Genomic DNA, 24,018 nt, shown 5'->3' on the forward strand with positions numbered 1-24,018 from the left:
GCCGACCCGTCACCGTCATCCCACAGCGTCATATGTATCGGCAGCATGGTCTCGATCGTAGGTAGGGCTGAGATCAGTAGAACTGGCGGAGGTTGGGCCAGAGTTGGGACCAGGGGGATTTGGGGGAGGCGCAGAGGACCAGGGACGTGCCCTGTTCCTCGTTGTCGACTCCCTTACGGTTGTCGACGGTGCCTACCTGGTTGCAATCGTTGAAGTTGTTCTCGTAGCCGGGGTTGCGTTCGAGTTCGACCAGAAGCACCGGGCCGGTCTGGGTGTCGGCGGGGCGGGACCAGTCGTAGAAGCTCATGTGGCCGGAGGCGGGGGCCGGGAGGCCGTGAGCGGCGCCGTACTTCACCAGGGCACCTGCTTCGCCGTAGTTGCCGGCGAAGATGACTGCGCGGGATCGCTGGTCCTCGGGGATCTGCTGCCAGGCCTGGGCGACGTCGTCGACGAGTTCGGGCCAGCCGATCTGTTCGCCTTGCTCCTGGTTGACGGGGAGGACGAAGTTGACGGCCGATGCGGGGAGCACCGGCAAGGTGAAGAGCGCCGAGGTGAGGGCGGTGAGGACAAGCCCGACGGCGAGCAAGGTACGTCGGCCGGTAGTCGTCACCCAGTCGACCGTGGGCTGGCAGCCCGCTGCGACGAGTACCAGCAGCACCGGCAGGGCGTAGTACGACTTGCCGCCCAGGGCCAGTACCAGGACGCAGAGCACCGGGTACGTCAGGGCGACGGGTTTGGCCCACCGCAGGGCCGGGGTGCGCCAGAGGCGGAGGAAACCGGCGATCCAGACGGGCACCAGAAACGGTGACAACTGCAGGATCTGCAGGGGGATGAACATGATCCGGTTCTCGGTGCCGTCGTCCTCGCTGATCCCACCGGCGACGGTGAGCTGAGGCCAGTCGTGCGCGGCCTGCCACCACAGGTTCGGGGCGGCGATCGCCGCGGCCACCAGAACGCCCGCGGCCAGCCACCAGCTCCGCAGTACGGACCGAGGCCCCAGGATCAGTACTGCGATCAGGAGCGCGGCGAGTGGCAGTACGACGAGGTACTTGTTCTGCAAGGCGATGCCGGTCGCCAGGCCGAGGGCGATCCACCAGCGGCCGTCGCCGGTGCGGAGAAGCTTGATCGCGAACAGGCTGATGACCATCCAGGCGAGCAGGTCGTAGGTCGCGGTCGACGCCATGTGCCCGACCCCCAGCACGAACCCCGACACCGCGGCACAGATCGCGGCCAGGATCTGCGCGCGCCGCTCGCTGCCGAATTCCCGGGCGATCAGGGCGACCACCACGACGGTGGCGGCGCCGGTGATCGTGGAGATCACCCGCAGGCCCATCGGAGTACTGCCGAAGATCTCCGTCGAGATCCTGGCCAGCAGGGGAGTCAGCGGCGGTTGGTCGACGTACCCCCAGGCCAGGTGGTCGCCGGCGACGAGGAAGTACAACTCGTCCCGATGGAACCCGTAGCGACCGGAGAGGGCGGTGAGCACAGCGGCGAGGGCAACAGCCACGGCAGCCACAGGAGCAGCAGCGAACGCGGGGACCGCCGGGCGAGTCAGACTCATGCGCGAATGCTGGCAGTACCACAGGGTCCTCGGACAGCTTTTGCCCGCGACTCGTCCGGAACCAGCCAGCACCGGGCTGAGAGCGTTTCACGGAACTAGCCAATACCCGGCGAAGAGCGTTTCACTGGGGACAAGTTGGTGCGGATACTGAGAGGGGTCATGGATCAGGTCGCAGTGGGTCGCGAGTCGTTCATTCGGCAGGAGTGGACGGACTGCTTCCTCGCGCTGTCGGCCGCCGACCGCAGCAGTCCGCTCAAGGCCGAGGACCTGGAGCGACTGGGCTCTGCGGCGCACCTGCTCGGGCGGGAGGCGGAGAGCCTCGATGCTTGGACCCGGGCGTACGGCGCGTCGCTGGAGGCGGGTGATTCCGCGCTGGCCGCCAGGTGTGCGTTGTGGCTCGGATTCCAGCTGTTCAACGCCGGAGAGCATGCTCGCGGCGGCGGGTGGCTGGCACGGGCTCAACGGCTGGTGGACGGCCTGGACTGCGTCGAGGGCGGGTACGTGCTCGCCGCCACAGCGCAGCAGTCGATGGGGCTGGGCGACCCGGCCGCGGGGTACAGCATGTCGCTGGAAGCGGCGCAGGTCGGGCAGCGGTTCGAGGATCCCACCTTGGTCGCCCTGGCGACGCTTGGTCAGGCACAGGCCAGCTGGATGCTCGGCGAGCCCAGCAGGGCGATCGCGCTGCTGGACGAGGTGATGGTCGCGGTCACAGCTGACGAAGTGGCTCCGGTCATCGCGGGGCTCGCGTACTGCGCGGTGATCTGGGCTTGTCAGGAGGCCTTCGACATCCAGCGGGCGCAGGAGTGGACGGCTGCGCTCAGCCAGTGGTGCGAGCTGCGACCGGACGTGGTCCCGTACCGCGGGCAGTGCCTCGTGCATCGCGCCGAGTTGCTGCAGTTCCACGGTGCCTGGGCCGATGCGATCGAGCAGGCGCAGCGTGCTTCGGAGCGGCTGTCGGATCCGCCCGGTCAGGACGCCGTCGGTATGGCGCACTACGTGCTCGCCGAGTTGCACCGCCTCCGGGGCGAGTGGACCGAGGCCGAGGATCTCTACCGCCTGGCGAACAAGTGTGGTCGGCAACCACATCCCGGACTGGCTCTGCTCCGGCTCGCCCAAGGACGACAGGATGCGGCGGCGACGGGGATCAGGCGAGCGATCGACGAGGCAGCGGACCAGTTGGAGCGGGCGCGGTTGCTTCCCGCGGCCGTGGAGATTCTGCTGGCCGGTGGTGACGCCGCAGCCGGACGCGTATTCGCCGACGAGTTCGCGGGGATCGCCGCTGTGGTGGACAAGCCGTTCCTGCACGCCGTCTCCGCGCAGTGCGCCGGCGCGGTTCTCCTTGCTGAAGGCAACGGTCGGGAAGCGCTCACCCATCTGCGGACGGCCTTGACGGGCTGGCAACAACTCGACGCACCGTACAACGCGGCTCGGGTCCGGGTCCTCCTCGCGCTGGCCTGCCGCGAGCTCGGTGACGACGAAGGCTCGGAGCTCGAGCTGGACGCGGCCCGGGAGATCTTCCAGCAGCTAGGTGCGGATCCGTCGGGCCTGCCGGCCGTTGATCCCGGTCATTACGGGCTGAGCGCGCGGGAGATCGAAGTACTGGGGCTGCTCGCGACCGGTGCCACCAACCGCGCGATCGCCGCCAAACTGGTGATCAGCGAGAAGACCGTCGCCCGGCACGTCAGCAACATCTTCGCCAAGCTCGACCTCACCTCGCGGGCCGCGGCGACGGCGTACGCGTACGAGCACGACCTGGTCTGACCGCGGTGGGCAGGATTACCCATGTCCGCCAGAGCGAATTTGGGTAGTTCGGTCGACGCGGCAGGTGGCGGTTCGCTCCTACGGTCGGTGTCATCCGCACAAGGGGGAGACACCATGAGCAACCAATCGGGCGAGCGAGAGCACGTCGACACCGTCGTGATCGGGGCCGGGCAGACCGGACTCGCGCTCGGCTACCACCTGGCCCGGCGCGGCCAGAACTTCGTCATCCTGGACGAGAACAGGCGGGTCGGGGACGGCTGGCGCCGACGCTACGACTCGCTGCGCCTGTACACGCCGGCCAAGTACGACGCGTTGCCCGGCGGGCGATTCCCTGCGAAGCCGTTCGAGTTCCCCACCGGCACACAGGTGGCGGACTACCTGGAGGGGTACGTCGCGGAGCACCGGCTGCCGGTGCGACCGCGCGTGTATGTGGACGGCGTTCGCAGGGACGCCGGTCGGTTCGTGGTGTCCGCGGGGGAGCAGGAGTTCGAGGCGGGCCAGGTTGTCGTGGCGACCGGTGGCCAGCACCTGCCGTACACGCCGGACTTCGCCGCGGAGCTGGATCCGGGCATCCGGCAGCTCCACTCGTCGGAGTACCGGAATCCGTCGCAGCTGCTGCCCTGCGGCGTTCTCCTGGTCGGCGCGAGCCACTCCGGCGCGGACCTCGCCAACGAGATCGCCCGTGCCGGCCACCGCACCACGTTGTGCGGGCCGTCCCGGGGGGAGATCCCGTTCAAGCTCGAGGGAAAGCCGGCACACCAGATCATGAAGGTGCTCTGGTTCGCCGCCAACCACGTGCTGACCGAGCGGACCCCGATCGGCCGGAAGATGCAGCCCGAAGTACGCAACGAGGGTGGTCCGTTGCTGCGGGTGAAGTCCGCGGATCTGGCCGCGGCGGGTGTGGAGCGCATCGAGGGCAAGATGGTCGGCGTCCGGGACGGGCTGCCGCTGATGGCCGACGGCAAGGTCCTGGACGTGGAGAACGTGATCTGGTGCACCGGTTTCCGGCGGGACTTCAGCTGGATCGAGGGACCAGTTGTGGGCGAGGACGGCTGGCCCGCCCAGCGACGCGGCGTCTCCAGGACGATCCCGGGCCTGTACTTCATGGGCCTGCTCTTCCAGTACGCGTTCGCGTCGATGCTGACCGGAGGCGCCGGCCGCGACGCGAAGTACGTCGCCGACCAGATCGCCGCCAGGACGGCCGACGCGAAGACAACCGCTAGGAAGACAGCCGCCGTGTAGGCCGTCATGAGGCGATCAACTCGGGGTCCTTGCCGCGGTCGAGCAGCATCGCTCGCCCGGCAAGGGTCTCGTCCTCGACGAACCTCACCACCGCGGACGTGAGGGTCTCCAGCGGCACCAGCTCGGGCCCTCGCTCGGCCTCCGGGAGCGCGGCCTGCTCCGCCAGGCCCCGCTCAGTCGCGACCCAGTCCGGTACGACGCAGTTGACCCGGACGTTGTGCGACTCCTGCAGACAGCCAAGGGTCGCGGTGAGCCGAATCAGGGCGGCCTTGGACGCGCTGTACTCCGGCGACACGTGCGGCCCGAACCCCACACCCGCTGTGGAACCCAGGTTGATGATCGCGCCGCCACCGGCCGCACGCATGCCGTCAAGCGCCAGTTGTGTTGCCAGCATCGGCGCACGCAGATTGAGCTCCAGCGAGGCAGTCCAGCGATCGACATCGGCTTCGGGAAAGCATGGTCTCAGCACAGCCCCGCCGCCCGCGTTGTTCACCAGGATCTGCGGTCGGCACGCCATCAGCTCGGCCAGGGCGTCGTCATCGCACAGATCCAGGTGCACGCGCCGCGCGGCAGCGCCGATGGAGTCGGCCGTCTGAGCCAGTCCGGCCTCGTCGATATCCGCCAGCACGACGTCGGCGCCATCCGCCGCGAGGCGTTGAGCGATGGCGCGGCCGGTTCCCACCGCGGCCCCGGTGACCACTGCGACCTTGCCGTCGATCCGCATCGTCGACCACCTCCAGGGTCCGTTGACCACACCCAACAGGAGCCCTCCGACAAAAACCCTCAGACCACAACCATCTGCCGAACAACCGCACTCGCTCGGATGGACGGTTGATATAGGTCAACATGCCGGAACCTCCTCTTGCCCTCAGGGGAGCGGGCTGGGACGGTATATCAACCTGTCCCCGCCAGGAAGGCGATCGCCCGTGGCCCTGCTCTACGAACGGATCAGCACGCACGTGCTCGAGGAAATCCGCCGCGGCGCCCTCGGACCCGGTGACCGGGTGTCGTCCGAGATGGAGCTCGCCGCGCAGTTCGAGGTCAGCCGGATCACCTCCAAGCGCGCCCTCGAGGTACTGCGGGAGGCCGGGCTGATCGAGCGGATCCGGGGCAAGGGCTCGTTCGTGGTCCAGCACCTCCCCGATCTGGACGGGGTGACCGCGCCGCTGAAGGGGTCCCTCCGCCCGGCCCGGCGGAGCCAGCTGCCCGGGTCGATCGCGCTCGTCATACCGGATGTGTCGGAGGCGTACGGGCTGGAGTTGCTCTGTGCGATCGAGGAGCGCTGCGCCGAGCAAGGCGCGAACCTGATCGTACGGCGGACGCGGGGCCGGCAGAGCGACGAGGAACAGGCGGTGACGTCCCTGGTGGGATCCGCCGAAGTGGACGGCCTGATCGTCTTCCCGGTGCACGGCGACTTCTACAACGCGAGCCTGCTTCGGCAGGTGCTCGACGGATATCCGGTGGTCCTGGTCGACCGGCACCTGTCGGGGATCCCGGTGTCGGCTGTACACACGGACAACGTCGCGGCCTCCCGGGCGCTGACCGAGCGGCTGCTCGAGCTCGGGCACCGGCACATCGCGTTCGTCTCGCCACCGCCGCTCAACACGTCGAGCATCGAGGACCGGTTGGAGGGATTCCGGGCGGCGTTCGCCGAGCGCGAGCCGGGGAACTACCAGGCGCACCAGTTGACGGAGCTCCGCAGTACGCTGCCCGGCTCGTTCACCCCGGAGAGCGTTCTCAGCGATCTCGAGAAGATCCGGGCGTTCCGGGATCGCGTTCCCGAGGTGACCGCGTTCGTCGCCTGCGAGTACAACCTGGCCAGGATGCTGGACCGGGCGCTCGGCCGGCCGCGGGACCAGGTGATCAGCTGCTTCGACTCGCCGGGCGACCCGATCGCGGGGCCGCCGTACCTGCATGTCCGGCAGAACCAGCGCGAGATGGGCCGCCAGGCGGTCGACCTGCTGCTCGCCCAGCTCCGCGGCGAGTCGGTGCCGAAGCTCTCGATCGTCCCGTTCGAGGTCGTCGATCCCGCCCCGGTCGATGCCCACCGCAACTGATCACGCCAACCTCATCACCGCGACCGATCACCCCATCGGGCGGCCGATTCCTGACTTTCGGCAGTACGCGGTGGAGCGCCGGTCTGTGTAGCGTCGTGCTGTGAACTGGCAGCGTGCGGGCGACCTCGGACTGTGGAGTTCGCTCGCCCTGCTCGTGATCATCGAGAGCGGTGCCCGCAGCGATCCCTACTGGATGCAGGCGATTTTCCTGGCCGTCCTCGCGGCGGCTGTCCTGCTGCGCCGCTCGTGGCCGATCATCGGGCTGAGCCTGGTGATCGCGACCCAGGTGGTGATCATCGCGGTCAGCCTGGGCACCACCAACGGGGTCCAGATCGCGCTGATCCCCGCGATCTCCGCGCTGAGCTATCTGTCCGGTCGCCGCGAGACGCAACTGCGGCACTTCGTGCTGATGGCGAGCGGTGAGCTCGTCGGGCTGCTCGTGCTGGCATTCCTTGTCCATCCTGAGGTCTCGGCCGGCGAGGCGATCCTCAATTGGCTGGTCATCCTGTTGCTGTCGCTGTTGCTCGTCGTGATGCCGTGGCTGGTCGGCCGGTACCGCGCCCAGCAGGCGTTGCTCGCCTCGGCCGGCTGGGATCGCGCGGAACGGATCGAGCGTCAGCACCGGCTCGAGATCGATCAGGAGAGACTCAGGGAGCGCTCCCGGATCGCCGAGGACATGCACGACTCGGTCGGTCACGAACTCAGCCTGATCGCCTTGCGCGCGGCCGCGTTGGAGGTCGACACGGACCTCCCCGAGCGACACCGCCATGCGGCCACGGAACTGCGTGAGGCCGCGGCCACGGCGACCGAACGCCTCGGCGAGATCATCGGCGTACTGCGGGACGGCGACGCCGAGGCGCCGGTGATTCCGAGCCAGGAGACGGTGGGGGAGTTGGTCGATCGGGCCGCCGCGTCCGGGCTGGCAGTACGGCTCGTCCAGGAAGGCAGCGGCGAACTCTCGCCGATGGTGGACCGCGCGATCCACCGCGTCGTCCAGGAGTCCCTGACCAACGCCAGCAAGCATGCGCCTGGCGGCGAGGTCACCGTGACGGTCTCCTACCTCGACGATCACGTGCTGGTGCGGATCGTCGACACGGGCGCGACCCGACCGCTGCCCACCGCGATCCCGTCCACCGGGCGAGGACTTGCCGGGCTGACCGAGCGGGTCCGCCTCGTCGGTGGCACCTTGACGGCCCGACCACGAGCTACCGATGGCGGTGGCTTCGAGGTGTCCGCGCGGATCCCGCGGACCGGCGGCCGCCCGGAGCCCGAAGTACCGGTCGAGTCGGCCACCGCGGACGAACGAGCCACCGTACGCCGGAACGCGCGGCGCGGGTTGATCACCGTGATCGCGGCACCGGTGCTGCTCGGCGCGGTGGTCGGAGTGGTTGCCCTCGGCTACTACCTGCTGGTCGGCTACAACTCGATCCTGCGGCCGTCGGAGTACGAGCAACTCCGGCTCGGGCAATCGGTCGCGGAGGTCGAGGCGCTCCTGCCGGCGATGCAGATGCTGGACGCACCCAGTGACAGCCTGCCGGCGGCTGACAGTTGGTCCTGCCGCTACTACCGGCCGGACGCGCCGTTCTCGACCAACTATGCCTATCGGTTGTGCTTCGCGGACGGCGTACTGGTGGCGAAGGACGTCGTCCAGACGGGTTCGGTCGAGCCGACGGAAGAGGGAACTCCGCGATGATCAGGGTCTTGCTGGCCGACGACGAGGCGATGGTCCGGGCCGGGGTCCGCGCGATCCTCGGCTCGGACGACACGATCGAGGTCGTTGCCGAGGCAGCCGACGGGCAGGAAGCCGTCGAGGCGGCCCAGCGGCATCGGCCGGACGTCGCGGTACTGGACATCCGGATGCCGCGGATGGACGGGCTGGCAGCCGGCGCCGAGATCCGGCGGACCGTGCCGGAGACGGCGGTGGTGATGCTGACGACCTTCTCCGAGGACGCGTACATCGCGAAGGCGCTGGGCGACGGGGCGAGCGGCTTCCTGCTGAAGTCGGGGGATCCGCGGGAGTTGATCGCGGGGCTGAAGGCTGTCGCCGAAGGTGCGGCCTATCTGTCGCCGAAGATCGCCCAGCGGGTGATCGCGGAGCTCAGCGCGGGCTCCGGGGGTGGACGGATGTCGCGGGCCGCGGCGGCCAAGGAGCAGGTCGACGCGCTCACTCCCCGGGAACTGGAAGTGCTCTCGCTGGTCGGGGCCGGGTTGTCGAACGCGGAGATCGCGCGGCGGCTGTTCCTGGTCGAGGGAACGGTCAAGGCGTACGTGAGTGCGATCCTGACCCGGCTCCAGGTGAAGAACCGGGTGCAGGCCGCGATCGTCGCCTACGAAGCCGGTCTGGTCACGGACTGATGCTCCTGGGAGCACCCGCTGGCCGGTTGCTGTCAGTCAGGGGCCCGGCAGGTCGTCCGGAAGGCAGGATTCCAGTGACCGGACGACGCTCCGGCGGGTGACATCGCGTGGACACCCGGTCATGGGATAGTGGTGCCTCCCAGGTGGAGTGTGCCTGGGATGTATCCAGCAAACCCCAGGGGAGCGGCAGCCCCGCCCCCTCTCACAGAATCGGGGGATCTAGGTCGTGACCGACTCGCACAACTCCGGACAGCACAAGGACCGGGAAGCGGCGGCCGCCGAGGTCCGGAGGATGTGGCAGCCGACCCCGTCCTGGACCCAGCCGGATCCCAATAACCAGCCTCCCGCGCCCAGTCACGCGGCGCCACCGCCGCCGCCGAGCAGCCGGGCCACGCCTGACCCCGAGTTCGAAGAAGAGCATGACGTCACCGAGGAAGAGCAGCCTGACGCTCTGTCGGAGGACTTCCCCGGTGACTCGTGGTCACAACCGGCTCCTGCCCAGCAGGCGGCCGCCGACCCGTGGGCCCAGCCGGCTCCCGAGCCCGAGCGGGCCGAGTCGCACGGCACGGCGCAGCAGCTGTCGCCGGCCGCCCAGCATTTCTTCCCGCAGGGCATCCCGGGCCAGCACGCGCCGCAGCCCGAGCGGCAGGTGTCCTACCGGGCCGACGAGCTGTTGCAGGCCCTGCCGTTGCCCCGGGAAGCTCCGGCCGAGAAGGGTGTCCGAAGTGTCCTGCGGTTGCGCCCGGGCACGGCCGAGAGGCTCGAGCGGATCGCCCGGGCGACCGCGGCGACCGCATTCCGGCGTCCGGTGACCATCACCATCGCCAACCCCAAGGGTGGCTCGGGCAAGACGCCGACCACGCTGCTGCTCGCCGGTGCGCTCGGTCAGGCCCGCGGTGGCGGGGTAGTGGCCTGGGACAACAACGAGCTGCGCGGCAACATGCACCTGCGCACGCACGACACGAACAGCCGGTCCACGGTGACGGATCTGCTGCAGGCCATGCAGATGCTCACCCAGCCGGATGCCCGTCTCGGTGACGTCGGCGCGTACCTGCGGCACCAGGTCTCGGGTCAGTACGACGTGCTGACGTCGGCGACCACGACGTACGCGCAGATCGAGGCCAGGGACTTCGACCAGATCCACCGGCTGCTGAGCCGCTTCTACAAGGTGCTGGTGATCGACACCGGCAACAACGAGGGCTCCAGCAACTGGCGCGAGGCGATGAAGGCCTCGGACGTCCTGGTCATCCCGATCAAGTGGAAGAGCCTGTCCTGCGCCGCCGCCGTGCAGATGCTGGAGGAGCTCGACCACCAGGGTCCGGATGCGCAGCGGTTGATCAGGCGTGCGGTGATCGCCGTGAGCAACGGTCCTGGCGATGTGAACAAGGAGGTCGAGAAGCAGCTCCGCCCGTACTTCGAGTCGCGGGCCGCCGCCGTCGTCGACATCCCGACCGATCCCCACATCGCCGCCGAGGGTCCGCTCGACCACTCGGCCCTCCAGCCCTCGACCCGTCGTGCGGCGCTCGAACTGGCCGCCAAGGTCGCCGAGCAGGTAACCATCGCCCTGAACGTCCCGCGCTGACCTAACCGACAAGTCCCCGGCCTCGAGCGATCGAGGCCGGGGACTTGTTCGTGCTGGGACTTCGATGGTGAACCTGAGGACGCGGCCCGGCTCAGGCGTCGCGGCGTTGGAGAACCTTCAGGCCGAATGCGAGCCCGCCGACGGCCCACGCGATGAGCACGATGAAGCTGAGGGTCGGAGACAACGGATCGGTCGACCCGGACAGGAAGTCCTGACCGGCTCCACCGGGGAGGAACGCCGCTAGCCAGACCAGTGCGCGCAGACTGCTCTGCCCGAGCATCATCGGCAGCACCAGCAGCATCAGGAATGCCGCCGTCAACGTCCCCGCCGTACTCCGGATGACGAACGCGATCCCGAGGGTGAACAAACCCCCGAGCGTGAGGTAGGCGGCGATCGAGACCAGGTCGACCACCAGCGTGGCGAGGTCCCAGTCGGCCCATTCGCCCATCGCGAGTCCGCCGCTCACCGCCGCGATCGCCCCGAGCAGCAGCCCATAGGCGAACAACACCGGCCCGAGCACGACGGCTTTCCCGAGCACCACGTTCCGGCGCACCGGGGTCCACTGCAGCGTGGAGCGGATGCTGCCGGTCGAGTACTCCGACGTCACCTGGAGGAGCGCGAACGCCGCGACCACCACCTGCACGATGATCATCGCGCTCACGCCGACACTGCCGACGGCAGCCTGCTCGGCAACGTGTCCTGGCCGGAGGTGGGTGTTGTCGTAGGCGGTGCTGAAGCCGAACTGCACTCCGAGCAACGCCGTCAGCAGAGCCGCGGCGACGATGTTCAGCCAGCTGGAGCGGACCGACCACACCTTGGTCCACTCCGACGAGACCGCCCCCGCGAGTCCGCCGTGGCTCGACCTCTGCCCGACCGTGATGGTTGCCGTGGTCATCTTTCTCCTGCCTTCATCAGTTCGGCCTCAGCCTCGAGCTGAGGTTCAGGGGTACGGCGTTTGCGGCGCTGGTGCCGGACGACCTCGACGATCAACGTCACGGTCAGGGCGAGACCGATGCCGAGCGCGACGCCTTTGAGCGGGTTGTCCTCGAACGCCTTGCCGCCGAGGTAGCCGACGAGGGAGCAGTAGAGGCCCCAGGAGATGGCCGCGAGTCCGGCGAAGAGGGAGAAGTTGCGCGCCGGGTAGCGAACCGCGCCCATCGTGAGCGTCACCGCGGTACGACCGCCCGGGAGGTAGCGGGCGACCACCAGGACCAGGCCGCCCCGTTCGGCAAGGGCGTTGCGGGCCCAGACGGTCATGGCGTGCCGCTTGGTGCCCGGCTCGAACCGGTCGAGCAGGCGACCGCCCGCGCCTCGGCCGAGTACGTAGGAGACGTGGTCCCCGACGAAGGCGCCGGCCGCGGCGATCGCGATCACGCCGTACAGGTTGGGCTCGCCGGTCGCGGCGAACACTCCGGCCGTGACGACGAGGGTCTCGCTCGGAATCGCCGGGAAGAAGCCGTCGAGCGCTGCGAACCCGAAGAGGGCGAGATAGATCCACCACGACGACATGAGTTCCTGGGTGAAGTGCAGGATCGCCTCGCTCACGACGCCGCCGCCACGCCGTACTGGACGCTGTCGGCGGTGAGCTCCATGTACGCCTCTTCGAGCGACGCCCGCTCGGTGTAGAGCTCATGCAGCCGTACTCCGAGCTCGTGCGCGAGGTCGCCGACCCGCTCTGCGGACAGTCCGGTCACGATCAGCTGGTCAGCCGCCTGTCCGGGTGGAGCCAGCGCTGACACCGACTCGACTTGCTCAGCCTCTTCCGCGAGCCGCTCCCGCAGTACTGCGAGGTCGGCGCGCACGGGGACTCGTACGCGGACAGTGGTGCGGGACGAGCCGGCGATCACTTCCGCGATCGGGGCGTCGGCGATCAGCTTGCCGCGGCCGATCACCACGAGTTGGTCGGCGGTCAGCTGCATCTCACTCATCAGGTGACTGGACACGAACACCGTGCGCCCCTCCGCCGCCAGGGAACGCATCAACTGACGGACCCAGCGGACGCCGTCCGGGTCAAGGCCGTTCACGGGTTCGTCGAACATCAGCACCTCGGGATCGCCGAGCAGGGCGCCCGCGATGCCGAGCCGCTGGCCCATGCCGAGGGAGAACTGGCCGGCCTTCTTCTGGCGGACCGTGTCAAGGCCCACGATCGCGAGCACCTCGTCGACCCGGCTGACGGGGATCCCGTTGCTGCGGGCCATCGCGATCAGGTGGTTGCGCGCCGTCCTGCGCGGGTGGAGAGCCTTCGCGTCGAGCAGCGCTCCCACCTTGGCGAGCGGAACGGGCCACGCGGAGTACGGGCGTCCGTCGACGAGCGCGGAGCCCTCGGTCGGGGTGTCGAGGCCGAGGATCATCCGCATGGTGGTGGACTTGCCGGCGCCGTTCGGGCCGAGGAAGCCCGTCACCCGGCCGGGGGAGACGGTCAGGTCGAGCGCGTCGACGGCACGGGTCTCGCCGTAGCGCTTGCTGAGTCGTTCGAGGGTGATCACACGGAGCCTTCCTGGTTCGGAGTGTGACTACGAACCTAGGAATCCGGGCGGTGCGGCACATCGGACTTCCGGCGTCACCGACCCCCGACTTTCGTCAGGTCCTGGGGTCGCGCGAACCGGCCTCCGAGGGGTTGACCCCCGAGGCGCAGGGTTGCCCCGTCGGGGGCTCAGGGGGCTACCCCCAAGCTCGGAGGTCAACCCCTCGAAGGGCAGGGGCTTCCGGGGGGCTGTGGATGGGCTGCGCGGGTGCGGAGCGCGAGTCGATACCATCTGCGGTGTGATGGCCCGCGCACGGCGGGTCGGCGTACTCGAGGAGTGAACGTGTCGGAAGTCAAGGTCCATCTGATCGGCGTCGAGGGCGAGGCTGAGCGGAGTGTGACCGAGACGACGACCGTCGGGGAGCTGTTCACCGAGATCTTCGGTCAGGACCGCTCCGCGATCGCCGCCAGGGTCAACGGAGAGCTCCGCGACCTGGCCCGGGTGGTGTCCGACGGCGACGAGATCGAGCCGGTGAAGGCATCGTCCCTGGACGGGCTGGCGATCATCCGGCACTCGACCGCGCACGTCCTCGCGCAGGCGGTGCAGGACCTGTTCCCCGATGCCAAGCTGGGCATCGGCCCGCCGGTCGAGAACGGCTTCTACTACGACTTCGATGTGGAGACTCCGTTCACCCCGGAGGACCTGACGAAGATCGAGAAGAAGATGCAGCAGATCATCAAGGAGCGGCAGCGGTTCAGCCGCCGGGTGGTCTCGGACGACGACGCCCGTGCGGAGCTGGCCGACGAGCCGTACAAGCTCGAGCTGATCGGGATCAAGGGGTCGGCGTCGGCGGACGCCGCCGAGGGTGCGTCGGTCGAGGTCGGCGCCGGCGAGCTGACGATCTACGACAACATCCGGCGCGACGACTCAGTGGCCTGGAAGGACCTGTGCCGCGGGCCGCACGTGCCCGCCACGGGGTATCTGGGCAACTTCAAGCTGATGCGAGTCGCCGCGGCGTACTGGCGGGGGAGCGAGAAGAACCCGCAGCTGCAGCGGATCTACGGGACCGCGTGGGACACCCGCGACGCGCTGAAGGCGTACCTGACCCGCCTGGAGGAGGCCGCCAAGCGCGACCACCGCAAGCTCGGCACCGAGCTCGACCTGTTCAGCTTCCCCGACGAGATCGGCTCCGGCCTCGCGGTCTTCCACCCCAAGGGTGGCGTGCTCCGCAAGGTGATGGAGGACTACTCGCGCCAGCGCCACGTCGAGGACGGGTACGAGTTCGTCTACACCCCGCACATCACCAAGGCGCACCTGTTCAAGACCTCGGGCCACCTGGACTGGTACGCCGACGGCATGTACCCGCCCATGCACCTGGACGAGGAGCGCGGGCCGGACGGGGAGCTCCGCAAGCAGGGCCAGGACTACTACCTGAAGCCGATGAACTGCCCGATGCACAACCTGATCTTCGCCGCGCGCGGTAGGTCTTATCGGGAGTTGCCGCTGCGGTTGTTCGAGTTCGGCACCGTGTACCGGCTGGAGAAGTCCGGCGTCGTCCACGGCATGACCCGGGCCCGTGGCTTCACCCAGGACGACGCGCACATCTACTGCACCCGCGAGCAGATGCGCGACGAGCTGCGCGACCTGCTGACCTTCGTGCTCGGCCTGCTCGCCGACTACGGGCTGGACGACTTCTACCTCGAGCTCTCGACCAAGAACCCGGACAAGTTCGTCGGGTCGGACGAGGTCTGGGAGGAGGCCACCGAGACGCTGCGCGAGGTCGCCGAGGGGTCGGGGCTGGAGCTCGTGCCCGATCCGGGCGGCGCGGCGTTCTACGGGCCGAAGATCTCCGTGCAGACGCGCGACGCGATCGGCCGGACCTGGCAGATGTCGACGATCCAGCTGGACTTCAACCTGCCGGAGCGGTTCGAGCTGGAGTACACCGCGTCCGACGGCTCCCGGCAGCGTCCGGTGATGATCCACCGCGCGCTGTTCGGCTCGATCGAGCGGTTCGTCGCGGTCCTGACCGAGCACTACGCCGGCGCCTTCCCGCCCTGGCTCGCGCCGGTCCAAGTGATCGGCATCCCGATCACCGACGGCCATGTGGATTATCTGTACGAGGTCGCCGCGCAGCTCAAGGCGCACGGGATCCGGGTCGAGATCGACTCGTCCGACGACCGGATGCAGAAGAAGATCCGCAACGCCCAGAAGTCGAAGGTGCCGTACATGCTGATCGCCGGCGACGAGGACATGGCCGCCGGCTCGGTCTCCTTCCGTTACCGCGACGGCACCCAGAAGAACGGCATCCCGATCGCCGAAGCCGTCGCCGAGATCGTCGACACAGTTCAGAAGCGCGCCCAGGTATGACCGACCTCCCCGGCGACAACCCGCCCGGCCCGGGCGGGTCTGCCGACGCGGGCGGCTCGGCCGGCGGTGCCGTCGGTGGTTCGGCGGGTGCGGCCGGCGGGGCGGGTTCGGCGCCGGCGGGTTCGCCGTACGAACCGGAGGAGCTGGTGCAGCAGGACGGGATGGGCGTGCCCGACCCGTTCCTGCGGCTCTGGACCCCGCACCGGATGGCGTACATCGCCGGGGAGAACAAGCCGACCAGCACGTCGTCGGGTGACGACTGCCCGTTCTGCCGGATTCCGAGCCTGCCCGACGCCGACGGCCTGATCGTCCACCGCGGCCCGGCGGCGTACGCGGTACTGAACCTGTACCCGTACAACCCCGGCCACCTGATGGTCGTCCCGTACCGCCACGTCGCCGACTACACCGACCTCACCCCCGAGGAAGTCTCCGACGTAGCCAGCCTCACCCAGCAGGCCATGCAGGCAGTCCGCATCGCCTCAGCGGCCCACGGCTTCAACATCGGCATGAACCAGGGCGAAATAGCCGGCGCAGGCATAGCCGCCCACCTCCACCAACACGTAGTCCCACGCTGGGGCGGCGACACCAACTTCATGCCAGTAGTAGCCCAAACCAAAGTCCTCCCCCAACTCCTGACAGACACCCGAGCCCTCCTATCCAAATCCTGGCCAACCCCCTGACCGAAGCCACCAACGGAGGCCCGAGCGGCGGCGAGTTGCCGGGGGCACCAGTTGGGGCTCAGCCGGTCGCTACCTCGACAACTGCTGCGGTCGTTCGTGGCTTCTTCAGGCAGCTAGACGCGGGGGCTGATGCGGGGTTTCTGGGCGGTGCGTTGCCAGATGTCGTGCCAGTGGGTGCCGGCTTGGGTGCTGAGGCCGGTTGGCAGGGGAGCGGCCGGGCCGCGGGGGTCGACACCGCAGGCTGTGCAGTAGGCGTCGACCGGCCGGGGAGTTCCGCAGACGGCGCAGGTCGGTTGGGGTTGCGGGTTGGAGAGATTGGCGTCGACCAGGCGGTGGAGCACGGTGACCAACCGCTCCTCGGGATGACGCTGCGGATCGGGGCAGTAGGCAAGCGTCTGCTCGGTGAGCCAACGGTCGGCAAGAGTTGGTTGCCGTTGGCCCGCAGCCTTTTCCCGCCGACGACGAGCGGCGAACGTCGCCTGAAGAAGACGCCAGTGCTGCCGGGCTTCCTCGAGCTCATCGATCGCACGGATCAGAGACTCAGGATCCTCGGAAAGTTGCTGCGGCACCCCAGCCCTCACGGTCAGGTGATGCCAGGTGGCGCGAAACCCGTACAACGGGAAATGAAGCGAGCATTCCCGCAGCGCCCAGAAGCGAATGACAGGGTCCTCCGCACTGTCACGCACTCGTCTCGCGGCCGCTGGAAAGCTGCTCACAATCGCAATGTAGCGTGCAAACTCCCGTTTCCACCTCCCCTGAACACCCACTGATTTGATCAAACCCCGCGTTCGGCCCCGACTCAGGCCCGTCGACGGGCCTTTGATGAAGCGGCCGGTCCGTCGGCGGGCCCCTTTGATGAAGCGGCGGGCTATTTGATGAACAGGGGAAGCATCGGTTCGACGATGTCCAGCAGGGTTTCCATCGGGACTACGCGGGCCGGGTTGGTCAGACCTGTCACGCGGACTACTCGACGGCCCTTGCGGAAGACGAGTTCACCCTGGTCGGGGAGGTAGTAGCCGGGGCTGCCGATCGGTGCCGGCTTGGCCGCGGGAGACTGCTTCGCCTCCGGGATGGTGTCCGTGTGGAAGGACTCGACGATCGAGACGGTCGCGTCGAAGGTCCCCCAGATGCAGGTCAGCGCCCCGTTCACCCGGTAGTCCCGCCGCAGTTGCACAAGCGCCCCGACGAACCGCTCGGCCGCCGAGTTGGACAGCTGGCACGCCGCGTCAGACTGCCGCGAGTTGCGCACAGCCCTCGGTACGACGTCGCGCACGGCCCGGCTGATCGCGACGGCCTTGATCCGGTCGATGCCATCGGGATAGCCGAGGTTGATGCCGCCCGCCGAGCTGACCCGGACGACCCGGTCGCCCACCGGGAACACGACGCGCGAAGTACTGAGCCTTGCTTCGGGGCCGAGTTCGGGGAGGAGCTCGATCTGGCCGGAACCGGCGATCAGCCGATCCAGGGAGTCGGGCTGTCTGGGGAGTGCGGTGACTCCGACAACGACCGGGCGATCGTCGAGGACCAACGTGCACAGGTCGAGCACGGGCAGGCCGCCGTCGCTCCAGGAGTTCGGCTTGGCCGTGACGGTGAACCCGAGTTCCTTGCTCAGCCTTTCCGTCACCAGCGAACACACCTGCGGCCCGGGCGCTCCGGCGGTACCGTCCAGCCCTTCCGCCTGAGGAGGCGCCACCGCGGTAGGCATCACCGCGGGCGGCGCAGGCGGCGTCGGCCGAGCCTCGTTCGCCTTCCGAGCCACCGAACACCCCGCCACCAACGAAATCACCACCACCCCACCGACCACGGCCCGAAACCCCGCGCGTGCCCGCTCGAGGAGGGGCGGACGTCCAGCACTCATCAACTGCTGCTGGTTGGGGCTCACCAGGCGTTGCGAGCGGCGCCGGCCACTGGAATCCGCCGGTTGGTGAGTGGTGGCGGTCCGGAGGATCAGCCGACGGACATCGCTGGAGGTAGTCCGGCGGTGGGTGGCGGGCGTGATCAGGCGGTGAAGGGTGGCGGGGAGGTTCGCTAGCGCGGCGAGGTGGTGGAGGGTGGTCCGGAGATGGGCTAGTGCGGCGAGGTGGGGGTGGAGGGTGGTCCGGGGGGTGGTCATTGGACCTCCCTTCGGCGGTGGGGGAGACCGGATCGGTGAGGCCATGGTGCGGCACCGGCGGGGGCACGCGGAACCCTTCCGGGTGGCGCTGTCACCCGATGGTGATCCGGCTGGACTACGATCGCGTCGCCATGCTTAACAGATTCCGGCAGTTCTGGACCAAGGTGATCTCGCCGATCGCCAACCTCCTGCTCAGGCTCGGTGTGAGCGCCGACGCCGTCACGCTGGTCGGCACCATCGGCGTCTGCGCCGGTGCGTTGATCTTCTTCCCACGCGGCCACATCTGGCTCGGCGTGGTCGTGATCACGTGCTTCGTCTTCTCCGACCTGATCGACGGCTACATGGCCCGCACCTCGGGCACGTCGTCGAAGTGGGGCTCCTACCTGGACTCCACCCTGGACCGCCTCGGCGACGGCGCGATCTTCGGCGGCCTCGTCCTGTACTACGCGGGCAGCGCGGGCGACACCCCGTGGATGGCGGCCGTCACGCTGTGGGCGCTGGTGATGGGCGCGACCACGTCGTACGCGCGGGCGAAGGCCGAGAGCCTCGGCCTGCAGGCGAGCGGCGGTATCGCGGAACGCTCGGACCGGCTGGTATCGGTGCTGGTCATCGGGTTCTTCTCCGACGTGCTGAACCTCCCGATCCTGCTGGAGATCGTGCTCTGCGCGCTCGCCGTCGCCAGCACCATCACGGTCGTCCAGCGCACCCTCTCCGTCCGCAAGCAGGTCCTCGCCGACCCCGCCAACGCCGGCCTCACCCCGCCGACCACCCCAGGTACGGCGACCCCGGGCGCGGCGACCCCGCCGACCTCGGAAACCCCGGGAACGGGTACGGCCGGCACAGGCACGACCGGCACGGGCACAACCGGGACCAGTACGACCGGGCCGGACTCCCAGGGCGGGGCTGACGTGCCGCCCGCGACGTCCTGAGTCGTGGAGGGTCTGCGGCAGCGGGCGGTTGATCTGGCGTTCGCGGGCGCCTGGGCGCTGGTACGGCGGTTGCCGGAGCGGGTGGTCACCTGGATCTTCCAGCACGCGGCCGACTTCGTAGCACGGCGCGACGGGCGGGGGGTACAACGCCTGCGCTCCAATCTGGCGGTGGTCCGCCCGACAGCCAGCCCTGCCGAGCTCGACGCGCTGACGCGAGCGGGACTGCGGTCGTACCTGCGCTACTGGCAGGAGGCGTTCCGGCTGCCCGAGTGGGACGACGAGCGCATCGTCGGCCGGGTGCGGACGGTCAACGAGGAGGTACTCCGCGACGCCCACCGCGCCGGCAAGGGAGTGATCTGCGCCCTCCCACACCTGGCGAACTACGACCACGCGGGCGCCTGGGCGGGCCGGACCGGGATGCCGGTGTCGACCGTGGCGGAGCGACTGCGCCCCGAATCCTTGTTCGACCGATTCGTGGCCTACCGTGCGAAACTCGGCATGGAGGTGCTTCCACTCACCGGAAGCGACGAGCACGTGTTCGGAGTACTGGCGGAGCGGCTCCGCGCGGGCGGATTCGTCTGCCTGGTCGCGGACCGGGATCTGTCGGAGCGAGGAGTGCCGGTGAAGTTCTTCGACCGGCACTCGCGGATGCCGGCCGGCCCCGCGGCTCTCAGCGTCCGCACTGGAGCGCCGCTGATCCCCGCGACGCTGCACTACGACGGTCCCGAGCTGGTGATCACGTTCCATCAGCCGATCGACCGGGCCGGGGGACCGGCGCAGATGACGCAGCGCTGCGCCGACGCCTTCGCCCAGGGCATCGCGGAACACCCGCAGGACTGGCACATGCTGCAGCGAATCTTCCTGGACTGATGAAGATCGGCTTGGTCTGCCCGTACTCGCTGGGCACCCCCGGCGGGGTCCAGAACCACGTCCGCGACCTCGCCGAGGCGCTCCTGGCCCGCGGCCACCAGGTCTCGGTCCTTGCCCCGGTCGACGACAACGAGGCCCCGCCGTACGTCGTCTCTGCGGGTCACGCCGTCGGGGTTCCCTACAACGGCTCGGTGGCCCGGGTGACGTTCGGGCCGCGTACGGCGGCTCGGGTGAGATCGTGGCTGGCGGACGGCGCCTTCGACGTGGTCCACGTGCACGAGCCGATGACCCCGAGTGCCTCGATCATCGCGCTGTGGGCGGGTGATGGGCCTTTCGTGGCGACCTTCCATACCTGGCAGGTCCGCTCGCGGGCGATGAGCGCCGCGGCCGGTCTCCTGCGCCCCGCGCTCGAGAAGCTCGACGCGCGCATCGCCGTCTCGGAGAACGCGCGCTCGATGATGGTCCAGCACATCGGCGGCGAAGCCGTGGTGATCCCGAACGGCCTCTACACGAAGCGCTTCGCCGGCCGGATCCGTCCGGACTGGCAGGGCAGCGACGGCACGATCAGCTTCCTCGGCCGGATGGACGAGCCGCGCAAGGGCCTCGGCGTACTGCTCTCCGCCGTGCCGCGACTGGTGGCCGAAAGGCCTGGCCTGAAGGTGCTCGTGGCAGGCACCGGTCAAGCGGACGACGTACGCCGGTCGTTGCCCTCGTCGTGCCGGGACAACGTGCTGTTCCTGGGCGAGATCGATGACGCGGCGCGGGCGGACATGCTCACCGGTTCGGACGTGTACGTCGCGCCGCATCTGGGCGGCGAGAGCTTCGGCATCGTGCTGCTTGAAGCGATGGCCGCGGGCGCCCCGGTGCTCGCGAGCGACCTGGCAGCGTTCCGACAGGTGCTCGACGGTGGGCGGCTGGGGGAACTCTTCGAGCCCGGCAACGCGACGGCACTCGCTGACCAAGCTCTGCGGCTTCTCGGCTCGATCGACGAGCGCGACAAACTGCGTGCGACAGGGCTCAGCGCAGTACTGCGGTATGACTGGGACGCGCTGATCGACGAGATCCTGGCGGTTTACGACCTGGTCGCACGCTGAGACTCAGGTCTGCGAGCGGAAGGCGTCGAGGAGGGCTGTGCGGGTGGTTGGGGAGATGGAGTCGGCCGGAAGCCCCTCGAGGGCCTGCACTGTCTGGCGGACCTGGTCGAGGTAGCGGTCGCAGCCGTCGCACAGCGCGAGGTGGTCGATGAAGCGCTGCTCGGCGTCGGGGCCGAGGTCGCCCTCGAGGAAGGACGTCACCTGCTCGACGAACTGCTGGCAGTCGAGATCGTTCACGGGGTCGCCTCCTGGGTGTAGTACTCCTCCAGTTTGCCTCGGACGAACGCCCGGGCGCGGTGCAGCAGCACCCGCTGGTTCGCCGCCGAGATTTCGAGCAGCTCGCAGACCTCCTCGGCCGCGTAGCCCTCGACGTCGCGCAGCGTGATCACCAGTCGCTGCCGATCGGGCAGAGCAGCGAGCGCCTCGGCCAGCAACGCCCGTACCTCGGTGCCGAGCAGGCCTTGCTCCGGGTTCGGCCAGGCCGGCGGGAACTCCCACCAGTGACCGGAATACGGCTCACCCGCCGGGCGGAACCGGGCCGGGTCCACCGTCGGCCCGGTGTCGTCCACGCTGCTCAGCGGTACGACGCGATGCTCGCGGGTGCCCCGGCGCTTGGCGGTGTTCGTGAGGATCCGGTAGACCCAGGTCTTCAGCGAGGACCGTCCCTCGAACCGCCCGATGCCCTCGATCACCGCCAGCCAGGTCTCCTGGACCACCTCGGCGGCGGACTCCTCGGTCGACACGAACGACCTCGCCAGCCGCAGCATGCCGCCGGACCAGCTGTCCAGGAGCAGCGCGAACGCGGTCTCGTCACCCTGCCGCAGCCGAGGGTTGAGCACCTCGTCCGGCGGGAGCCCCTCCATCGGCTCAGAGTAGTCACGGAGCGGGCCGTGCGCCGTACATGCGCGCAGTCCTTCACTGCCGGTACGCCGGGTCGGCACGAGCAGGCCGATCGTCATTTCCGGACCGGGCGGAGGACGACCCACAGCAGCGCGGCTCCGGCGAGAGCGGTGGCGGCGGTGATCATCCAGCCGGAGACATAGACGCCGGACTGCTTGCTCACGGCACCGAAACCCAGCGCGAACGGCAGGAACAGCATCCACGACACCGCGCTGATCCCGGAGGCGACGCCCGTCCGGATCGTCGAAGGCACCGCGTCGTGCATCAGCTTGCTGACATGGATCCCGGCGACCAGGACGAGCAGAGTGAGCAGGATCATCGCGATCGTCACCACCAGCAGGTTGTGGCTGGTGGTCAGCGTGAAGCAGGCGCCGAGCATCACGATCACGACGACCACGACGGTGATCGGCCGGTCCAGCCGGAGCCGACCGGCGAGGAGTCCGCCGAGACCGAGCGTCGAGACCAGGCCGGCCCAGAACGGTCCGTAGAGCACCGCGGACGCAGACAGCGCGATCAGCCAGAGCGGCCCGAACTCGAAGACCGCCTGGACGATCATCGCGGACATGATCGAGGCGGCCGCGATCGGGATCAGCCGGCCGCGGTGCACAATCGCGCCGTACGTGGTCCTGAGGTGTTCCCACAGCGGAGAGCGCTCACTCGTTTCGTGCAAGCGCGGCTCGCGGAAGCGGCTGAGGACAATCAGCGAGACCACGATGAACGGCACGGTCAGGAAGTAGGTCAGGCGGGTCGACGTCGCGCCGGCGATCCAGCCGCCGGCCAACGCGCTGAGGACCAGGGCGACCGCCTCGATCGAGCGAACGCGACCGATCTGGCGCTCGTACGCGTCACTGCCGCCGGACTCCTCGAGCACAGTGTCGTAGACGATCGCCTCGACAGTGCCGGAGTACATCGCGAAGTAGATACCGAGGATCAATGCGGCCGCGATGTAGGTGATGACGTTGTGGCTGAAGCCGCCGATCAGGACGCTGACGAGCATCGCGAGACAGGCGGTCATCAGCACGGCGCGCCTCGACCAGCGATCCGCCAGCACGCCGGAGACGACCTCGACGAGCGGTACCACGGCGGCGTACGCGGCGGCCATGATGCCGATGGTGGCGGCGTCGAAGCCGATCTCGGTCATGAACAGCTTCTCGATCGGCACCCAGAAGCCGACCCCCTGCAGGAAGATCCCCACTTGCAGCGGCAACAACCGCCGCCCCAGCGCCGGCCGTACTCCGGCCGGCAGCTGGTGCCCGTTCCCGGTACCGCGAGCGTCGGTCTCGGGCCTGAGATCCGTCGCGCAGGTGGGCTTGGCGGCCGGGACAGCCGCGGTGGCGGGCTGCTCGCTGGCGGGTGCGGCTGTAGCGTTCGGCATGATAACCCCAGGTGCTCTCGGCGAAATCCTTCCGCCCCTGCAGTGTCACGAGCCCCCGCGGCGTTACACCGCCAGGCTCACTCCGGCGCTCCGATCACTCTCGCGGTTCGGTCGTTTCGGCGACGCGCGCGATCAGCGGAGTTCGGCCGCGGTGGCCGTGATGGCGTCGGCGTCGCCCGAGGTGGGGTGCCAGGGGAGTTGGAGCGGGTCGTCCTTGTAGCGGGGGATGACATGCAGGTGGGTGTGGAAGACGCTCTGCCAGGCGTCGGCGCCGATGCAGCTGAGCAGGTTCGCGCCGTCGGCATCCAAGCGCTCGATCACGCGGCCGACCAGGGACTGGGCCAGCAGGGTCGCGGCGATGAGATCCTCGGGAGCGCTCTCCCGCAGATCCGTCGCGTGCTCGCGGGGAACCACCAGCAGATGTCCACGGGTGGCCGGATTGATGTCCATGAAGGCGATCGCCCGCTCGTTCGAGGCGACCTGCTCCGACGGAATGGCCCCGGCCACGATCCCGCAGAACAGACAGTTTTCACTCATCGGGCCAGCCTAGTGGTGCGCCCTCCGGCGCCGATCCCATCCTTGCGTCCGCTGGGGAGCAGCCTCTGCTCAGAGACCTTCGGATCCCAGGTAGTGGGGGACAACGGGGTGGGGGCTGGCCTAAGATGCG

At 69.0% G+C, this 24,018-nt stretch carries 22 protein-coding genes; 11 read left to right on the forward strand and 11 right to left on the reverse strand.

All coding sequences use genetic code 11. The annotated features are described in order from the left end of the window. Positions 1-73 precede the first annotated feature (73 nt). Complete coding sequence (locus tag EV648_RS28430) at positions 74-1,561, reverse strand: glycosyltransferase family 39 protein (protein WP_132298162.1); 1,488 nt, start codon at positions 1,559-1,561, stop codon at positions 74-76. A gap of 159 nt (positions 1,562-1,720) precedes the next feature. On the opposite strand from EV648_RS28430, the gene EV648_RS28435 reads away from it, so the two are divergent. After that, complete coding sequence (locus tag EV648_RS28435) at positions 1,721-3,322, forward strand: LuxR family transcriptional regulator (RefSeq protein WP_132298164.1); 1,602 nt, start codon at positions 1,721-1,723, stop codon at positions 3,320-3,322. Between the two features lie 114 nt (positions 3,323-3,436). Continuing rightward, complete coding sequence (locus EV648_RS28440) at positions 3,437-4,564, forward strand: NAD(P)/FAD-dependent oxidoreductase (RefSeq protein ID WP_132298166.1); 1,128 nt, start codon at positions 3,437-3,439, stop codon at positions 4,562-4,564. A 4-nt stretch (positions 4,565-4,568) separates the two neighbouring features. Here the strand turns inward: EV648_RS28440 and EV648_RS28445 are convergent, their stop codons facing one another. Beyond that, complete coding sequence (locus tag EV648_RS28445) at positions 4,569-5,288, reverse strand: SDR family NAD(P)-dependent oxidoreductase (protein ID WP_132298168.1); 720 nt, start codon at positions 5,286-5,288, stop codon at positions 4,569-4,571. 202 nt (positions 5,289-5,490) lie between these two features. Here EV648_RS28445 and EV648_RS28450 point away from each other — a divergent pair, with 202 nt between their 5' ends. The 4 genes from EV648_RS28450 to EV648_RS28465 all read left to right on the forward strand — a co-directional run bounded on the left by EV648_RS28450 (position 5,491) and on the right by EV648_RS28465 (position 10,558). Then, positions 5,491-6,621, forward strand: a complete 1,131-nt coding sequence (locus EV648_RS28450; protein WP_132298169.1) for a substrate-binding domain-containing protein — start codon at positions 5,491-5,493, stop codon at positions 6,619-6,621. A 100-nt stretch (positions 6,622-6,721) separates the two neighbouring features. Next, positions 6,722-8,314, forward strand: a complete 1,593-nt coding sequence (locus EV648_RS28455) for a sensor histidine kinase (RefSeq protein ID WP_132298171.1) — start codon at positions 6,722-6,724, stop codon at positions 8,312-8,314. Next, on the forward strand, positions 8,311-8,976 hold the full coding sequence (locus EV648_RS28460) for a response regulator transcription factor (RefSeq protein ID WP_132298173.1): 666 nt from the start codon (positions 8,311-8,313) through the stop codon (positions 8,974-8,976). Before EV648_RS28455 ends, EV648_RS28460 begins: the two co-directional genes overlap by 4 nt. Positions 8,977-9,202: 226 nt before the next feature. Further along, on the forward strand, positions 9,203-10,558 hold the full coding sequence (locus EV648_RS28465; RefSeq protein WP_132298175.1) for an AAA family ATPase: 1,356 nt from the start codon (positions 9,203-9,205) through the stop codon (positions 10,556-10,558). 91 nt (positions 10,559-10,649) lie between these two features. On the opposite strand, the gene EV648_RS28470 is transcribed toward EV648_RS28465, so the two are convergent. From EV648_RS28470 to EV648_RS28480, 3 genes are read right to left on the reverse strand one after another with little or no spacing between them, the layout of a single operon-like run. After that, positions 10,650-11,453, reverse strand: a complete 804-nt coding sequence (locus EV648_RS28470) for an ABC transporter permease (RefSeq protein ID WP_132298177.1) — start codon at positions 11,451-11,453, stop codon at positions 10,650-10,652. Further along, positions 11,450-12,103, reverse strand: a complete 654-nt coding sequence (locus EV648_RS28475; RefSeq protein ID WP_199234869.1) for a DedA family protein — start codon at positions 12,101-12,103, stop codon at positions 11,450-11,452. Before EV648_RS28475 ends, EV648_RS28470 begins: the two co-directional genes overlap by 4 nt. Beyond that, on the reverse strand, positions 12,100-13,044 hold the full coding sequence (locus tag EV648_RS28480) for an ATP-binding cassette domain-containing protein (RefSeq protein ID WP_132298179.1): 945 nt from the start codon (positions 13,042-13,044) through the stop codon (positions 12,100-12,102). The genes EV648_RS28475 and EV648_RS28480 overlap by 4 nt, the downstream gene beginning before the upstream one ends. Positions 13,045-13,365: 321 nt before the next feature. Between EV648_RS28480 and thrS the strand changes: the two genes are divergently transcribed. Together thrS and EV648_RS28490 are read left to right on the forward strand one after the other, a co-directional pair. Further along, positions 13,366-15,390 (forward strand): threonine--tRNA ligase, encoded by a 2,025-nt coding sequence (gene thrS, locus EV648_RS28485; RefSeq protein WP_132298181.1) that lies wholly within the window; start codon positions 13,366-13,368, stop codon positions 15,388-15,390. Positions 15,391-15,551: 161 nt separating this feature from the next. Further along, positions 15,552-16,070: an HIT domain-containing protein gene (locus EV648_RS28490; RefSeq protein ID WP_132298304.1), complete on the forward strand. Its 519-nt coding sequence runs from the start codon at positions 15,552-15,554 to the stop codon at positions 16,068-16,070. Between the two features lie 113 nt (positions 16,071-16,183). Here EV648_RS28490 and EV648_RS28495 read toward each other — a convergent pair whose 3' ends face one another. Together EV648_RS28495 and EV648_RS44310 are read right to left on the reverse strand one after the other, a co-directional pair. Beyond that, a complete protein-coding gene (locus EV648_RS28495; protein WP_132298183.1) occupies positions 16,184-16,837 on the reverse strand; it encodes a hypothetical protein in 654 nt (217 codons plus the stop codon). A gap of 101 nt (positions 16,838-16,938) precedes the next feature. Next, the gene (locus EV648_RS44310) at positions 16,939-18,183 is read right to left on the reverse strand and encodes a hypothetical protein (protein ID WP_241995657.1); all 1,245 of its coding nucleotides are present in this window, start codon (positions 18,181-18,183) and stop codon (positions 16,939-16,941) included. 131 nt (positions 18,184-18,314) lie between these two features. On the opposite strand from EV648_RS44310, the gene pgsA reads away from it, so the two are divergent. From pgsA to EV648_RS28515, 3 genes are read left to right on the forward strand one after another with little or no spacing between them, the layout of a single operon-like run. Then, positions 18,315-19,112, forward strand: a complete 798-nt coding sequence (gene pgsA, locus EV648_RS28505) for a phosphatidylinositol phosphate synthase (protein ID WP_370452746.1) — start codon at positions 18,315-18,317, stop codon at positions 19,110-19,112. 3 nt (positions 19,113-19,115) lie between these two features. Continuing rightward, positions 19,116-19,982 carry a phosphatidylinositol mannoside acyltransferase gene (locus tag EV648_RS28510; RefSeq protein ID WP_132298185.1) on the forward strand — a complete coding sequence of 289 codons (867 nt, stop codon included), beginning with the start codon at positions 19,116-19,118 and terminating at the stop codon, positions 19,980-19,982. Continuing rightward, positions 19,982-21,076 carry a glycosyltransferase family 4 protein gene (locus tag EV648_RS28515; RefSeq protein ID WP_132298187.1) on the forward strand — a complete coding sequence of 365 codons (1,095 nt, stop codon included), beginning with the start codon at positions 19,982-19,984 and terminating at the stop codon, positions 21,074-21,076. The genes EV648_RS28510 and EV648_RS28515 overlap by 1 nt, the downstream gene beginning before the upstream one ends. A gap of 3 nt (positions 21,077-21,079) precedes the next feature. Here the strand turns inward: EV648_RS28515 and EV648_RS28520 are convergent, their stop codons facing one another. The 4 genes from EV648_RS28520 to EV648_RS28535 all read right to left on the reverse strand — a co-directional run bounded on the left by EV648_RS28520 (position 21,080) and on the right by EV648_RS28535 (position 23,888). Beyond that, on the reverse strand, positions 21,080-21,313 hold the full coding sequence (locus EV648_RS28520) for an anti-sigma factor (protein ID WP_132298189.1): 234 nt from the start codon (positions 21,311-21,313) through the stop codon (positions 21,080-21,082). Then, the gene (locus EV648_RS28525) at positions 21,310-21,939 is read right to left on the reverse strand and encodes an RNA polymerase sigma factor (RefSeq protein WP_132298190.1); all 630 of its coding nucleotides are present in this window, start codon (positions 21,937-21,939) and stop codon (positions 21,310-21,312) included. Before EV648_RS28525 ends, EV648_RS28520 begins: the two co-directional genes overlap by 4 nt. Positions 21,940-22,031: 92 nt before the next feature. Further along, on the reverse strand, positions 22,032-23,351 hold the full coding sequence (locus EV648_RS28530; RefSeq protein ID WP_132298192.1) for an MFS transporter: 1,320 nt from the start codon (positions 23,349-23,351) through the stop codon (positions 22,032-22,034). Between the two features lie 132 nt (positions 23,352-23,483). Next, a complete protein-coding gene (locus EV648_RS28535; protein ID WP_132298194.1) occupies positions 23,484-23,888 on the reverse strand; it encodes an HIT family protein in 405 nt (134 codons plus the stop codon). Positions 23,889-24,018: the final 130 nt, after the last annotated feature.

This window comes from Kribbella sp. VKM Ac-2568 (assembly GCF_004345365.1).
Classification (GTDB): Bacteria; Actinomycetota; Actinomycetes; order Propionibacteriales; family Kribbellaceae; genus Kribbella; species Kribbella orskensis.